At 71.0% G+C, this 15,194-nt stretch carries 12 protein-coding genes; 6 read left to right on the top strand and 6 right to left on the bottom strand.

From position 1 onward, the window contains the following. Positions 1–33: 33 nt before the first annotated feature. Together HRF36_RS10980 and HRF36_RS10975 are read left to right on the top strand one after the other, a co-directional pair. Complete coding sequence (locus tag HRF36_RS10980; RefSeq protein ID WP_217271117.1) at positions 34–1,614, top strand: hypothetical protein; 1,581 nt, start codon at positions 34–36, stop codon at positions 1,612–1,614. A gap of 81 nt (positions 1,615–1,695) precedes the next feature. After that, a complete protein-coding gene (locus HRF36_RS10975) occupies positions 1,696–2,202 on the top strand; it encodes a MarR family winged helix-turn-helix transcriptional regulator (protein ID WP_217271116.1) in 507 nt (168 codons plus the stop codon). Positions 2,203–2,222: 20 nt separating this feature from the next. On the opposite strand, the gene HRF36_RS10970 is transcribed toward HRF36_RS10975, so the two are convergent. The 5 genes from HRF36_RS10970 to HRF36_RS10950 all read right to left on the bottom strand — a co-directional run bounded on the left by HRF36_RS10970 (position 2,223) and on the right by HRF36_RS10950 (position 7,430). Next, positions 2,223–2,909 carry an SDR family oxidoreductase gene (locus HRF36_RS10970; RefSeq protein WP_173209707.1) on the bottom strand — a complete coding sequence of 229 codons (687 nt, stop codon included), beginning with the start codon at positions 2,907–2,909 and terminating at the stop codon, positions 2,223–2,225. Positions 2,910–2,978: 69 nt separating this feature from the next. Next, entirely contained in the window at positions 2,979–3,992 is a 1,014-nt protein-coding gene (locus HRF36_RS10965) for a LacI family DNA-binding transcriptional regulator (RefSeq protein WP_173209705.1), read from the bottom strand. Between the two features lie 79 nt (positions 3,993–4,071). Further along, complete coding sequence (locus HRF36_RS10960; protein WP_173209703.1) at positions 4,072–5,028, bottom strand: carbohydrate ABC transporter permease; 957 nt, start codon at positions 5,026–5,028, stop codon at positions 4,072–4,074. Positions 5,029–5,030: 2 nt separating this feature from the next. Next, a complete protein-coding gene (locus HRF36_RS10955; protein ID WP_173209700.1) occupies positions 5,031–6,041 on the bottom strand; it encodes a carbohydrate ABC transporter permease in 1,011 nt (336 codons plus the stop codon). Positions 6,042–6,122: 81 nt separating this feature from the next. Then, the gene (locus HRF36_RS10950) at positions 6,123–7,430 is read right to left on the bottom strand and encodes an ABC transporter substrate-binding protein (RefSeq protein WP_173209698.1); all 1,308 of its coding nucleotides are present in this window, start codon (positions 7,428–7,430) and stop codon (positions 6,123–6,125) included. 195 nt (positions 7,431–7,625) lie between these two features. On the opposite strand from HRF36_RS10950, the gene HRF36_RS10945 reads away from it, so the two are divergent. From HRF36_RS10945 to HRF36_RS10935, 3 genes are all read left to right on the top strand, one after another. Further along, positions 7,626–9,665 carry a beta-galactosidase gene (locus tag HRF36_RS10945; RefSeq protein WP_173209696.1) on the top strand — a complete coding sequence of 680 codons (2,040 nt, stop codon included), beginning with the start codon at positions 7,626–7,628 and terminating at the stop codon, positions 9,663–9,665. A gap of 59 nt (positions 9,666–9,724) precedes the next feature. After that, on the top strand, positions 9,725–11,386 hold the full coding sequence (locus HRF36_RS10940) for a glycosyl hydrolase 53 family protein (RefSeq protein ID WP_173209695.1): 1,662 nt from the start codon (positions 9,725–9,727) through the stop codon (positions 11,384–11,386). Positions 11,387–11,457: 71 nt separating this feature from the next. Beyond that, positions 11,458–12,384, top strand: a complete 927-nt coding sequence (locus tag HRF36_RS10935) for a glycerophosphodiester phosphodiesterase family protein (RefSeq protein WP_173209692.1) — start codon at positions 11,458–11,460, stop codon at positions 12,382–12,384. Positions 12,385–12,431: 47 nt separating this feature from the next. Here HRF36_RS10935 and HRF36_RS10930 read toward each other — a convergent pair whose 3' ends face one another. Further along, positions 12,432–14,048, bottom strand: a complete 1,617-nt coding sequence (locus tag HRF36_RS10930) for an ABC-F family ATP-binding cassette domain-containing protein (protein ID WP_173209690.1) — start codon at positions 14,046–14,048, stop codon at positions 12,432–12,434. On the opposite strand from HRF36_RS10930, the gene HRF36_RS10925 reads away from it, so the two are divergent. Beyond that, positions 14,047–15,153 carry a bifunctional methionine sulfoxide reductase B/A protein gene (locus HRF36_RS10925; protein ID WP_371740115.1) on the top strand — a complete coding sequence of 369 codons (1,107 nt, stop codon included), beginning with the start codon at positions 14,047–14,049 and terminating at the stop codon, positions 15,151–15,153. The two genes, HRF36_RS10930 and HRF36_RS10925, sit on opposite strands and share 2 nt — an antisense overlap. Positions 15,154–15,194 lie beyond the last annotated feature (41 nt).

Raw genomic sequence — 15,194 nt, 5'->3', positions numbered from 1 at the left:
GCCGGTGTCGGCGGTCACGGTTACCGTGGATCGGTGCTTTCCTCCATCCGGCGACCCCTCGTCCCCGCCCCTCGACTCCGCTCGACCCTCACGGCCTCGCTCGCCGCCGTGACCCTGCTCGTCACCGCCGGCTGCACCTCGACCTCCGACGACGGCCGTACAGCCCTCGTCACCCACGAGCAGGAGGCGCGGGTCACCGTGGTCGGCGCCGCCACCGCCCCCGAGAGGGCCGTCGAGGCCAGCCGGGCATTCTTCGAGTCGAGCCCGGTCGCGGTCGTCGCGCCGGACGGCGACGCGGTGGCCCAGGGGGACGCGACGGAGCAGGCCGAACGACTGGGTGTGCCGTTGCTGCTCGCCCCGGCAGATCCCTCGCCGGGGTCGGGGCCCACCGACCCGTCCGGCGTGTCCTCCCCAGAACCGTCCGGCTCGTCCGACTCGTCCGCCTCGGCCCTCGCGGGCGAGCTCGATCGGCTCGGCGTCGAGAGAGTGCTGGCGATCGGCGAGGTGGGGGCGCTCGAGGCGACGGGTCCCGAGGTGGTGACCAGTGCCTCCTCGGTCGAGGTCCCCGAGGCCGCGACGCCCCGCGACGACGTCCTCGCCGTCGTGGCGGGCGAGGACGACAGGGCGGCGGCGGCCACGGCACGGGCCGCCGGGGCCGAGGTGCAGTCCCTGCCCGAGGGGGTCGTCGACCTCCAGGCCTCCGCCGAAGCGATCGACGCCCTGCACGCCTCGCCGACGACCGACACGGTGCTGATCGGCTCGTCGTTCTCGGCCGTGCGAGACCCCGGGTGGTCCGTCGCGGCGGCTCGGTCCGGTGCCCAGCTGCCCGGCGGGGGGCAGAGGTTCTTCCCCGACCGCCGGTTCGTGGCGCTCTACGGGGCACCCGGCACCGGTGCCCTCGGGGTGCTCGGCGAGCAGGACGTCGCCGCGACCGTGCAGCGGGCCGCCGACGTCGCAGCGAGCTACGACACGGCGAGCGACCGTCCCGTCGTGCCGATGCTCGAGGTCATCGCGACCGTCGCCGCCGGGGCCGCAGGCGACGACGGCGACTATTCGAACGAGCTCTCGGTCGAGAGCATCGAACCCTACGTCGACGCGGCCGCAGCCGCGGGTCAGTACGTGGTGATCGACCTGCAGCCCGGACGCGCCGACTTCCTGAGCCAGGCGAAGCGCTACGAGTCACTGCTGTCGAAGCCGAACGTCGGGTTGGCGCTCGACCCCGAGTGGCGCCTCGAGGCCGACCAGGTGCCGCTGCGTCAGATCGGCGGGGTCGAGGCGAGCGAGGTGAACGCCGTGTCGACCTGGTTGGCCGACCTCGTGGCGTCGAAGGGTCTGCCGCCGAAGATGTTCGTCCTGCACCAGTTCCGACTCGACATGCTGCGCGACCGATCGTCGATCGACACGTCCCGACCCGAGCTGGCCACGCTGATCCACGCCGACGGTCAGGGCTCGCAACCCGACAAACAGGCCACCTGGCGCACTCTGCACGACGGTGCGCCGGCCGGGGTCGCCTGGGGGTGGAAGAACTTCTACGACGAGGACGTCCCGATGCTCGGCCCCGAGCAGACGATGGCCGACGTGTCGCCGACACCCGATCTGGTGACGTACCAGTAGCCGGCCGTCGTGGCGACCACGACCAGGCGTGCGGACGATTCCCCGGCAGGAGGACGAAGATGAACCAGACATACCGACCGATTGGAACGCACCACCGTGGCCACGAACGACGAAGTCGACCTGATCATCGACGCCTGGGCCCGCGAGCGCCCCGACATCGACTTCGCACCACTCGACGTCTTCTCGCGACTGCGCCGCCTGTCGCGTCGCCTCGACCGCATCCGCAGCGAGGCGTTCGCTCACGCGGGCCTCGAGATCTGGGAGTTCGACGTCCTCTCGGCACTCCGCCGAGCCGGTGACCCCTTCCAGCTCAGCCCGAAGCACCTCGTCACGGCCACCATGGTCACGAGCGGCACCATGACGAACCGGCTCGACCGTCTGGTCGAGCGCGGCCTCGTCGAACGCCGAGGCGACCCGAGCGACGGCCGCGGCGTCCTGGTGCGGGTGACCGAGGACGGCATCGCCCGGGTCGACGCCGCCATGCTGAGCCTCGTGGACGCCGAGAGCGCCCGGCTGCACTCGCTCTCACCCGCCCAGCAGGCCCAGCTGGCCGACCTGCTCCGCCTCGTCGGCGACGAGTTCAGCTAGGCGCGTCCCAGCGCTCGCGTTCAGCCGGCGAAGGCCGAACTCGGCAGGTCCTTCTCGCCGTCGACGATGGCCCGCACGATGCGTTCGGCCACCGAATCGGGGTCGAGCGCCGCGCCGAAGGTCGGGGCCTCACCCGCCACCGCTCGGGTGGCGAGACCTGTGTCGGTGTGGCCGGGGCGGGCGTCGAGCACCCGGATGCCGTCCCGTCGGTACTCACGCCCCGCTGCGGTGACGAAGGCGGCGAGCGCGGCCTTCGACGCCGAGTAGGCGGCCATCCCGGTCGTGGGAGACTCCGACACCACGCCGCTCAGGGTCACGACGAAGGGCTCGCGACCGGCGGCCGCCGACTCCGCGAGGGCGGTGTGGGCGTCGCGCAGCAGACGGATCGGCCCGAGCGCGTTCGTCCCGACGAGCTCGTCGAGCGCGTCGTCGTCGAGGTCCTTCGCCGCGCCGAAGGCGACGACGCCCGCGGCGACCACGACGCCGTCGAGGCGTCCGTGCTCGTCGAGGGCCGACCGGACCAACGCCGCGCCTCCCGATCGCTCCCGCAGGTCGGCGAGGTAGGCGCCCGGACCCGACAACGACTCGGGGCGTCGGGCCGCGCGCACGACGACGGCCCCCTCGTCTTCGAGCATGGCCGCTAGACGCTGCCCCAGTCCGCCGGACGCACCGGCCACGAGCACCACGGCTCCGTCGAGATCAGTCATGCCGCCGACCCTACGCGAGCGCCCGGGTCCGATGCCGAGGGCCGGGCACCGCAGGAGGCGCGGGTCACGTCACGCGGACGCGCGCACCACCAGCTCGGTCGGCAGGGTCATGGCCGCGGGCTTCTCGCCGTCGATGACCTGAAGCAGCAGGCGCACCATCTCGTTGCTGATGCGGTCGAACGGCTGACGCATGGTCGTCAGGGCGGGCGAGGTCGCGGTCGCGACGCTCGAGTCGTCGAAGCCCGCCACCGCCACGTCGTCGGGCACGAGTCGCCCGGCGGCCGTCAAGGCGTCGATCGCCCCGGCCGCCATGCGGTCGTTGGCGGCGAAGACGGCGTCGAGGTCAGGCCGCTCGGCGAGCAGGGACTCCATCGCGAGGCGGCCGCTCTCACGCCCGTAGTCGCCGTGACGCACGAGCGAGTCGTCGGCGGCGTCGCCCAGCTCGGCCCGGTAGCCCTCGAGTCGCGTGATGCCGCCCGGGGTGTCGGCGGGGCCGGCGATCGTGGCGATGCGCCGGCGCCCCCGGCCACTCAGGTACGCGACCATCTCGCGCGCGCCCTCGCGGTCGTCGGCGGCCACCCACCCCATCTTCTTCTCGTGCCCGATCGGGATGCCGCAGGCGATCGCGGGCACGCCCGACTCGACCACGTCGGCGAGCAGCCTGCCGCCGCTGTGCGCCGAGACGAGCAGGACGCCGTCGACGTGCCCGGCCCCGATGTAGGCGAGGGCCCGCTGCTGTTCGGCGGGCGAACCGGCCATGATCAGCACGAGTGACACGTCGCGTTCGGCGAGCGCCGACGCCGCCCCCCGAAGCAGGATCGAGAAGTTCGGGTCTTCGAAGAGCTGCTCGTGGTCCTCGGTCAGCAAGAAGGCGACCGAGCCGGTGCGGTTCGTCGCGAGGCTGCGGGCGTGAGGATTGACCCGGTAACCGGTCGCCTTGATGGCGGCCTCGACCGCGGTCTTGGCCTCGGGGCTGACCCATCGGCCGCCGTTCAGGGCGCGGGACACCGTGCCCCGCGAGACGCCGGCGGCGGTCGCGACGTCGTCGATGGTCGGTCGGCCGCGGCCGGTCGTGCTGCTCACGCGGCCAGCATAGGGTGCGGCAGCCAGCGGACCGTCGGCGCGGTCCGAGCCGCCGGGCCGTCGACCCGTCGAGGCGGCACTACTTCACCGCACCGGCCGCGAGGTCGACCTTCCAGAAGCGTTGCAGCACGAGGAAGATCGCGATCAGCGGGATGACCGAGAGCAGGGCGCCCGTGATGACGAGCGTGTAGAGCGCCGGCGCCGAGGCGCCCTGGTTCAGCAGGCCGTTGAGCCCGACCGTCAGGGGGAACAGCGAGTCGTCGCCGAGCATGATGTACGGCAGCATGAAGTTGTTCCAGATGGCGACGAACTGGAACAGGAAGATCGTCACGAGCCCCGGCAGCAGCATCGGGATCGCGATGCGACCGAAGATGCCCATCTCGCGGGCTCCCTCGGTGCGCGCGGCCTCGATCACGTCGGTCGGCACGGCGGCTGCGGCGTAGATCCGGGCGAGATAGATGCCGTAGGGGCTGATGATCTGCGGCAGCAGCACGCCCCAGAACGTGTTGGTCAGCCCGACGTTGGCCAGCAGGAAGTACTGCGGGATCGCCAGGATGACGCCGGGCACGAGCACCCCCATCAACAGCACGTTGAAGACGACCTTCTTGCCAGGGAAGTCGAACTTCGCCAGCACGTAGCCCGAGAGGGCCGACACGAAGGTCGACGCGATCGCCCCGAGACCCGCGTAGGCGGCGGTGTTCAGCATCCACCGCCAGAACAGCCCGTCGCGGTACTGGGTCAAGGCGACCACGTTGTCGATCAAGTGGCCGCTGGGAGCCAGCGTGAAGGTCGAGAACAGCTCGCCGCCGTCCTTGGTCGCAGCCATGACCACCCAGAGCACCGGGAACAGGCAGTAGGCGGCACCGATCAGCAGCAGCACCGTCGAGACGACGCTCGGTCGCTCGGCGTGCAGGCGGGGCGCCGCCGGATCGCGGGGCACCTTCCCGGACGGCGATCGGCGAGTCGAGGAGGCGCGGCCCGCGTGGGGCACCGGGGTCGGCACGTCGCGGGAGTCGTCGAGGTCGATCGTGGTCATGGTCAGTCCTCCTGGCCGAATGCGCGCTTCTGGACGACCCGGAGGAAGAAGAAGCTGACGATGAAGGTGGCGAGCGCGATGACGACCGAGGTCGCCGCCGCCGAGTAGATGTCGTCGCGGGTGAACGCGTCGCGGTAGACGAGCATGAGCGGAGACCAGCTGGTCGAGAGGCTGTTGGTCAGCGGCCGCAGCGTGGTGGGCTCGGCGAAGACCTGAAGCGTGGCCACCATCGAGAACAGCGCGGTCATGACCAGGGCCGGGGCGACCATGGGGATCTTGATGCGCAGGGCGATCTGCACCTCGCTGGCGCCGTCGAGTCTGGCTGCCTCGTAGACGTCGCTCGGCACGGCCTTCAGCGAGGTGTAGATGACGATCATGTTGAAGCCGACGCCGCCCCAGAGGGCGATGTTGGCGATCGCGAAGAGGACCGTGCCCGAGCCGAGCACGCCGTCGACGTCCCATCCGAGCCGGTCGAACACGTAGTAGAAGGGGCTCACCGCCGGCAGGTAGAGGAACCCCCAGAGCAGCGAGCTGATCACGGCCGGCACCGCATAGGGCATGAAGATCGACACGCGCGAGAACGAGGCGGCCCGGGTGCGCTTCGAGTCGAGCAACAGGGCGAACAGCAACGCGAGGCCGAGCATGCACGGGATGAGCACGAGGCCGTAGAGCAGCACCCGGCCGACGCTCGCGGCGAACTCGGGGTCGGTGAGCGAGCCGACGTAGTTCTCGAGACCGGCGAAGACCTGGCTCTCCCCGCCCGAGCCGAGGCCGAGGCCGACGACCTGCTTCTTCTGGAAGCTGAGGAACAGCGTGTAGATGATCGGCGCCGCCATGAACAGCACGAAGAGCACGATGCCGGGGGCCAGCATGGCGTAGGGGGTCAGCACCCGCGTGCGGAAGCTGCCGTTGCGCTTGCGAGTCGCCGGCCGGGGCGCTTCGCGACCGGCCGACGACGGCGGCGGGCCGGCCCCGTCGGTTCGCGGGCTGAGAGGGGTGAGGGTGTCGGCCATGCCGTGTCCTTGGGTCGAGACGGGTGTGACGGAGGGGTGACGGGGCGGGCGGGGCGACCCCGGCCGCCCCGCCCGACGTCGCTACTTGACCGAGAAGCCGCTCTTGGTCAGGTCGTCGACGGTGATCTTCTGCATGGCCCCGACCGCGTCCTCGAAGGCCGTCTGCGTCTTGGCGTCGGCAGCCTTGGCGAACTCGTCGTTGTAGGCGCTGAAGGCCACGTTGACGTTCGGGCCGTAGGTGAACGGCTGCACCGACTCGGAGGCCTCGGCGGCGATGTCGTAGAAGTCGTCCTGCTGGCTGAAGAACTCCGGGCTGGTGGTCAGCGCCTCCGACGCCGCGTCGGTGGCCGCCGGGTAGACGCCGGCGATGTCGGCGAGCGCCGCCACGGCCGTGGGGTCGGTGTTGAGCCACGTCGCGAACTCGACCGCCGCCTCCTTGTGCTCGGACTGGGTCGTGACGGCCGTGGTCGAGCCACCCCAGTTGCCGTCCGCCGGCTTCGAGGCGTCCCACTGCGGCATCGGGGCCGCGGTCCACTTGCCGGCGGTGTCGGGGGCGTTGCCGCCCAGCACGCCGGGGGCCCAGACCGAGCTGATCCAGCCGACCTGGCTGCCGTCGTTCAGACCGGCGTTCCACTCGGGCGTGTACATCGGCTTGTTGTCGATCGCTCCGCTCTCGACGAGCCCGCCCCAGTACGAGGCGACCTTCTCCGTCGGGCCGCCCTCGATGTCGACGCCCCAGCTGTCGCCGTCGATCGACCACCACGAGGCACCGGCCTGCTGCGTGAGGCCGGCGAACCAGCCGGCGTCGTTGGCCGAGAAGGTGCCGAGGTACTTCGTCGGGTCCGCGGCGTGGAGCTTCGTGGCGACGTCGGCGTACTCGTCCCACGTGGTGGGGACGCTCAGGCCGTACTGGTCGAGGACGTCGGTGCGGTAGTACGCCATCATCGGGCCGGAGTCCTGCGGGATGGCGTAGACGCCGTCACCGCCGAGCGTCACCGACGACCAGGTGCCCTCCGAGAAGTCGCCTTCGAGATCGGCGGCCCCCTGGTCGGAGATGTCCGCGAGCGCGTCCGAGGACACGAGCGTCGGGATCTTCTGGTACTCGGCCTGGATCAGATCCGGTGCGCCGCTACCGGCCTTGATCGCGGTCAGCAGCTTGGTGATCGCCGGGTCGCCGCCGTCCTGTTTGTTGACGGTGACCTGGATGTCGGGGTTGTCCTCGTTCCAGAGATCGACGACCTTGTCGAGGTTCGGGGCCCAGGCCCAGTAGCTGAGCTCGACGGGACCGTCGTCGGCCGCGCCTCCCCCGGCGCCGGTGCATCCGGCGGTGAGCAGTAGGGCGGCGGTCGCGACCGTGGCGACACCGAGACGGCGGAATGAGCTGCGCATTCGTCCTCCTTGAGGAAAGCAAGAGCTGTGGTGGGGGCGGGACAGCACGTGCTTCGGAGAACCACGTCGCTGTGCCTGTGAGCGGTTACAGTTACGCACAGCAGTTTTCGCTTGTCAACACCATTACGGGCCCTTTCGCCGCTCGATACCGGTGTGTTACAACTGGGAGCGCACACAGTCAAAGGAGATCACCGCATGTCACTCGAGCTCGACGCCCGGCCCACGCCCCAGGCCACCACGACCTGGCTGCCCGGCCGCGCCGACCTGCGTTACGGCGGGGACTACAACCCCGAACAGTGGCCGCGCGAGGTCTGGCTCGAGGACATCGCCCTGATGAAGCAGGCGGGCGTCAACCTGGTCAGCGTCGGCATCTTCTCGTGGGCCCTGCTCGAACCCCGTGAAGGCGAGTACGACTTCGGGTTCCTCGACGACATCCTCGGTCTGCTGCACGACGCCGACATCGACGTCGACCTGGCCACCCCGACGACCGTCCCCCCGGCCTGGTTCTGGAAGGCCTATCCCGACTCCCACCCGGTCACGCGTGACGGCGTCACCCTCGGACGCGGCTCCCGCGGCATGGTCAGCCCGAGCAGCCCCGACTACCGTCGCGCGGCCCTCGCGATCACCGAGCGGCTGGCCGAGCGCTACGCGAACCACCCCGCGGTGGTGCTCTGGCACGTCCACAACGAGTACGGCGCCCCGATCAGCGAGGACTACGGCCCCCACTCGGTGCTCGCCTTCCGCACCTGGCTCGAGGAGAAGTACGTGACCCTCGACGCGCTCAACGAGGCCTGGGGCACCCGGTTCTGGGGTCAGACCTACGGCGAGTGGGACGAGATCGACGCCCCGCGCACCTCGGCCACGGTCGTCAACCAGACCTCGCGCCTCGACTTCGCCCGATTCACCTCGGACGCCCTGCTGGCCTGCTTCACCGCCGAACGCGACGCGATCAGGCGACACGCACCGCACCTCCCGGTCACCACGAACTTCATGGCCACCAACTGCCCGTCGATCGACTACTGGAAATGGGCCCGCGAGGTCGACGTCGTCGCGAACGACCACTACCTCGTGGCCGAGCGCCGCGACAACCACGTGCTGCTCGCCATGGACGCCGACCTCACCCGGTCGCTCGCGGGCGGTGCGCCGTGGATGCTCATGGAGCACTCGACCTCGGCCGTCAACTGGCAGCCCCGCAACATCGCCAAGCGCCCGGGCGAACTCGCCCGCAACGCCGCGAGCCACCTGGCCCGGGGCGCCGACGCGATCCTATTCTTCCAGTTCCGGGCGTCACGGTACGGCGCCGAGAAGTTCCACTCCGCGATGCTGCCGCACGCCGGCACCACGACCCGGACCTGGCGCGAGGTCGTCGAGTTCGGCGCCGACCTCGGTCGCCTCGCGGCGGTCCGCGGCAGCCGGGTGGAGGCGCGGGTCGCGATCCTCTGGGACGTCGAGTCGTTCTGGGCCCACGACCTCGAGTGGCGCCCCTCGGTCGAGCTCGAACACCGCGAGCGCGTCGTCGCCTGGTACTCGGCCCTGTGGCACCTCGGCGTGACGGTGGACTTCCGTCACCCGCACGACGACCTGTCGGGCTACGACCTCGTGCTCGCGCCCTCGCTGTACCTGGCCGACCGGCACACCAGCGACGCGCTCGGCGCGTTCGTCCGCGAGGGCGGAACGTTCGTGGCCTCGTACTTCTCGGGCGTCGTCGACGAGAACGACACCGTGCACGCCGGTGGGGCACCCGGTGCCCTGCGCGAGGTGCTCGGTCTCTCGGTGCCCGAGTTCCTGCCCCTGTACGCCGACCAGGTCGTCACCCTCGACGACGGGACCACCGGCACCGGCTGGTCCGACGACATCGTGCTCGAAGGGGCCGTGGCGGTCGCGAGCTACGTCGACGGCCCGGCTGCCGGCGGGCCGGCGGTCACCCGTCACGCGCACGGCGACGGTTCGGCCTGGTACGTCTCGACGCGCACGACGGGCGCCGACCTCGAAGGCCTCGTCCGGTCGGTGCTCGACGACGCCGGCGTGGCACTGCCGGTGGAACACCCCCAGGGGCTCGAGATCGTCGTGCGCCACGGGGACGACATCGACTTCACCTTCTTCGTGAACCACGCCGAGACCGAGACCGACGTCGTGGTCGGCCAGGGCGTCGAGTTGATCACCGGCGACACCGTCGACGGCCGCATCGTCGTCCCCGCCGGGGCGGTCCGCGTCGTGAGCCGGTCCCGCGGCTGAGCCTCGAGGCGACGGCAGCACCGCACCCCACCCCACCGATCGTCAAGGAGGACGACACGATGACACGACCCACCACCACACCGCCCACCCGCATCGACCGGAGGGGCCGGCGCGGTCTCGCCGTCGGCGCCGCTCTCGCCACCGCGGCCCTGGGAGCCGGCCTGCTGTCGGGCGGCCCTGCCATCGCGGCTCCCGGCGGCCCGGCGGCCCGCCCGGTCGTCGTGCAGGACCCCGGCTTCGAGCACGGCGCGACGGGCTGGGTCTCGAAGGGGAAGGGCACGGCGACGCTCGAGGCGGGCGGGCACGACTCGGCCACCCGGCTGTCGCACGTGCTGCCGACGGCCGGTACGGCCACGACCAGCCAGAAGCTCAAGAAGGTGACGCCCGGCTGGTGGACCTTCTCGGCCTGGGTGAAGAGCGGTGGTGGCCTCGCCACGAGCACGCTCTCACTGACCGGGTGCGGCACCGGCTCGAGCAAGGACGCCGCGGGCACGACGGTCCTCCCCTCGACCGAGTCCGACGACGGCTGGCTCCACCTCTCGGTCTCGGCCGAGGTGACGCACAGCCAGTGCACCCCCACCCTGACCACGACCGGTGCCGCCGGGGCCTGGGCGAGCATCGACGACGTGACCTTCGCCCCCGGCCGCGTCACCCGTGACATCCGCGGGGCCGATCTCTCGGGCCTGCCCCGCAACGAGGACCGCGGTGCCGTCTACCTCGACTCCGCCGGTCGTCCGACGGATGCCGTGGAGCAGCTCGCCGACCACGGCGCCGACATGGTGAGACTCAAGGTCTGGGTCGACCCGACCGACGGCTACAACGATAAGGACGACGTCGTCGCGATGGCCGCGCGGGTGAAGGCGGCGGGCATGCAGCTGCTGGTGGACTTCCATTACAGCGACCGCTGGACCGACCCCGGGGCGCAGACCATGCCGAAGGCCTGGCTCGGGCTGAGCGCCCCCGAGGTCGCCACGAGGATCCACGACCACACCCGCAGCGTGCTCGACGCGCTCGCCGCCGAGGGCATCACGGCCGACGCCGTGCAGGTCGGCAACGAGATCAACCCCGGCATGGTCTGGCCGCTCGGGCAGACCTGGGACGTCGACCCGAGCGACGGGGTCGGCGGGGCGCAGTGGGACAACCTGGCGATGTTCCTGACGGCCGGTGCGACGGCGGTGAAAGAGGTGTCGCCGTCGACGAAGGTCGTGCTGCACCTGACGAACATCAACGCCGGCGTCGACGGGCTCACCTGGTGGTTCGACGAGGCGACCTCGCGCGGGGTGCCCTTCGACCTGATCGGCCTGTCGTACTACGGCTACTGGCACGGCGGGCTGTCGGGCATGCAGCAGGCGGTCACGACACTGTCCGAGCGCTACGACCGCGACGTGCTGATCGTCGAGACGTCGTACCCCTGGACCCTCGAGGACGATCCCGACCACACCTGGGAGAACGTGATCGTCGACCCGTCGCAGCTCGTCGCGGGCTACCCCGCGACGCCCGAGGGGCAGGCCGCGAACTTCCGCGCGATCCAGGACGTCGTGGCCTCGGCCCCTGGCGGCCGCGGCATCGGCGTCGTGGCGTGGGAGCCCGCGTGGACCGCGGTCGACGGGGCCGGCTGGGACCCCGACGACCCGACCTCGGGCAACGCGTGGGAGAACCAGGCGATGTGGGACTTCGACGGTCGTCCCCTGCCCGCCCTGGACGAGTACGCGGCCGACTGACCCGGGCGAACGCCGGGTGATCGTGGCTCGCGGTGTCGCAGCCCGCGCCCGGCGCCCCCCAGGATGGGCCCATGCCCTCCTCCCCGCGTCCGCGATCCCGCGTGTCCCGCCGCACCGTGTTGCTCGGCGCGGGCGGCCTCGCCGTCCTCGGGACGATCGGCACGGGCGTCGCCCTCCGGAGCGCGCGCCTGACCGAGGAGGCGCAGGTCACGTCGACCCCGCCCGCCCGGCCCGTCGACGCCCTGCGGGCCGCGCGTCCCGCCACCGTCGCGCACCGCGGCGGGTCGCTCGACTGGCCCGAGATGTCGATGTTCGCCTACCGACGGTCGGTCGAGGCCGGGGTCGACGGGCTCGAGATGTCGCTCGCCCGCACCTCGGACGGCGTGTGGTTCGGTCTGCACGACGAGACACTCGACCGCACCTCGGGCACGACCGGCTTCGTCGCCTCGGAGCACACCTGGGCCGAGGTCGAACGGCAGCGCATCTCGGCCGCCGAGACGAGCGACCCCACCCAGTCCGACCAGCCGTACGCGCGCTTCGACGAGATCGTGCGCGAGTTCGGCCGCGAGCACGCCCTCTTCGTGGACCCGAAGTACGTCGCGGCCCGCTTCTACCCCGAACTGTTCGAGATCGCCAGGACGCAGCTCGGCACGGCCGACCTGACGCAGACGCTCGTCGGCAAGGGCTACTGCACGCAGACCGAGTGGGGCGATCTCGTCAGGGCCGAGGGATGCCAGACCTGGGGGTACTACTACGCCGACGAGCTGGCGGACGATCCCGAGTTGCTGACCCGCACCTCCGGCTCCTGGACCCTGCTCGGCCTCGACTGGTCGGCCCCGGCCGCGACCTGGGCCACGATGGCGGCGACCGGCAAACCCGTCTACGGCCACATCGTGCCCGACCTGGCCGATGCGCACACGGCACTCGACCAGGGCGCGGTGGGGCTGGTCGTCTCGGGCGTGGCCGAGGTCGTCGGGCCGCTCACCACCGAGGGCTGAGCGCGGTCACGCGTCGGCCCGGTCGCACGCCGGCCCGGCCCCACGGCTCAGGCGGCGGTGACCGCCACGCGCTCGGGACGCTCGGCATCCGCCCCGAACACCAACCGGCGGGTGGCGACCTTGTCGGCGAAGAACCGGTCGTGGCTGACCACGACGACCGCCCCGGGGAAGTGCTGGAGCGCCCGCTCCATGACCTGGGCGCTCGGCACGTCGAGGTGGTTGGTGGGCTCGTCGAGCAGCAGCACCGAGGCCCCCGAGAGCAAGCACTGGGCCATCGCGACGCGGGCTCGTTGGCCACCCGAGAGCGCCCCGATCCGCTTCTTGAGATCGGCTTCGCTGAACTGGAACATCGCGAGGAACCGACCGACCGACTTCCGCGTCGCGGTCAGGGCGAGGCTGTCCGGCATCGCGTTCACCGAGTGCGTGACGGTGTCGTCGTCGTCGAGCTCGGCGAGCACCTGGTCGTACGAGACCACCTTGACCCCGCCGGCCCAGGCGGCCCGACCGGCGTCGGCGCGTTCTTCGCCGGTGAGCACGCGCAACAGGGTGCTCTTGCCGCTGCCGTTCGCGCCCGTGATCACCAGGCGGTCGCCGCGGCGCAGCTCGAACGTGAGATCGTCGAAGAGCGTGCGGTCGTCGCGCGCCTTGCCGAGGCCGTCGACCCGGCAGAGGACGTCCTTGACGTGCAGCCCCGAGTAGATCTCGGTGATGATCTGGTCCACCGGCCGCGGGGCACGCGACTTCTTCACCTTGGCCAACTGCTTGAGCAGGTCGCCGCCGTCCTGCCGCTTGGCGGCCTTCGCGGCGTCACGGCGATCCGAGATGCCCTCGGCCTCGAAGGCGAGCAGCTCGGACTCGTGCACGAACTGCTGCTCGAGGCTCTTCAACCGGAACTGCTTCTGGACGACGTACTCGGCGAAGTCGCCCGGGTAGTCGTGAAGGTGGAAGTTCTCGACCTCGACGATGCGGGTGACCACCGCGTCGAGGAAGCTGCGGTCGTGCGACACGACGACGGCCGCGCCATGGAAGTCGCGGAACCAGGACTCGAGCCACTCGACACCGGCCACGTCGAGGAAGTTCGTCGGCTCGTCGAGCAGCAGCACGTCGGGGTCCTCGAGGACGATCTTCGCGAGGGCCGCCCGGTTGCGCCAGCCGCCGCTGAGGTCGTCGATCGGGCTGGTGCGGTGGGCCTCGCTGAAGCCGAGCACGCTCAGAGCGGTGTCGATGCGGCGCGGATACTCCCAGCCGTCGACGCGGTCCATCTCGGCGAACAACTCGGACTGCCGGTGGACGAGCAGATCGAGGGCGTCCCCACCGTCGGGGTCCATCGCGACCACGGCGATGTCGGCGTCGATCTGCGCCAGGTCGGCCTCGATCGCCCGCTCGTGGGCGAAGAGCCCGGTCAGCACCTCGACGATCGTCTGCGTGCCGTCCAGCTCGGAGAACTGCGAGAAGTACCCCACCCGCACTCCCTGCTCGAGCGTGACCGTGCCCTCGTCGGGTCGCACCTGGTCGAGCATCAGCTTGAGCAGCGTGGACTTGCCGCTGCCGTTGCGACCGACGATCCCCACGCGCTCCTTCTCGTCGAGGCGGAAGAACGCCTCGCGCACCACCGGGGTGCCGTCGAAGCGGACGGTCACGTCGTTCAGTCGGATCAGGCTCATGCGTCGATCCTCGCAGGCCGACGGAACACCCGGCGCCGCCCGGTTGTTGTCGTCAGAGGTAACGACGCGACCGCGGGCCCCCGACCCCATCCGATCGCCCCGACGCCGACGAACAGGAGGCACCATGTCGAACCAGTACCGGAAAGACCCCGAGGCGGTCGCCCGTCTCACCTCGACCCAGCGCCGCGTGACCCAGGGCGGCGGCACCGAACCGGCGTTCCGCAACGAGTTCTGGGACTCGAAGGACGCGGGCATCTACGTCGACCTGGTCTCGGGCGAGCCCTTGTTCGCCTCGGTCGACAAGTTCGACAGCCGCACCGGCTGGCCGAGCTTCACGCGCCCGATCGACGCCGAACACGTCGTCGAGAAGCGCGAGGGCTTGTTCTTCAAGCGCACCGAGGTGCGCTCCACCGCCGGCGACAGCCACCTCGGCCACGTCTTCCGCGACGGCCCCACCGCCACCGGCGGGCTGCGCTACTGCATCAACTCGGCGGCTCTCCGCTTCGTCCCCTACGCCTCACTCGAAACCGAAGGATACGGTGCCTACATGACGCTCTTCTCCCCCGAATCCACCCCCGCCCCCAGCGGCACGACCGAGACCGCGATCCTCGCCGGCGGCTGCTTCTGGGGTGCCCAGCAGCTGCTGCGCCGTCGACCGGGCATCGTCTCGACCCGTGTCGGCTACTCGGGCGGCAGCGTGCCGAACGCGACCTACCGCAACCACCGCGGCCACGCCGAGGCCGTCGAGATCGTGTTCGACCCGGGTCTCACCTCGTACCGCGAGATCCTCGAGTTCTTCTTCCAGATCCACGACCCGTCGACGAAGGACCGCCAGGGCAACGACGTCGGTGACAGCTACCGTTCGGCGATCTTCTACACGAACGACGAGCAGCGTGCGACGGCCCTCGACACCATCGCCGACGTCGACGCCTCGGGCATCTGGCCGGGCAAGGTCGTCACCGAGGTCACCGCCGCCGGCGACTTCTGGCAGGCCGAAGAAGAGCACCAGGACTACTTGGAGAAGGACCCCTTCGGGTACACCTGCCACTTCGTCCGCCCCGGCTGGGTGCTGCCGAAACGCGACCAGCAGGTCGCCGCGGGCTGACGCCCGTCGGGCCTCCAGGAGGCGCGGTGCCGGTCGATCCG

The organism is Frigoribacterium sp. VKM Ac-2836 (assembly GCF_013248995.1).
In the GTDB taxonomy this organism is placed as follows: Bacteria; Actinomycetota; Actinomycetes; order Actinomycetales; family Microbacteriaceae; genus Frigoribacterium.
The sequence above is the reverse complement of the archived record's forward strand: the minus strand, read 5'-3'. Positions and strand labels throughout refer to the sequence as shown.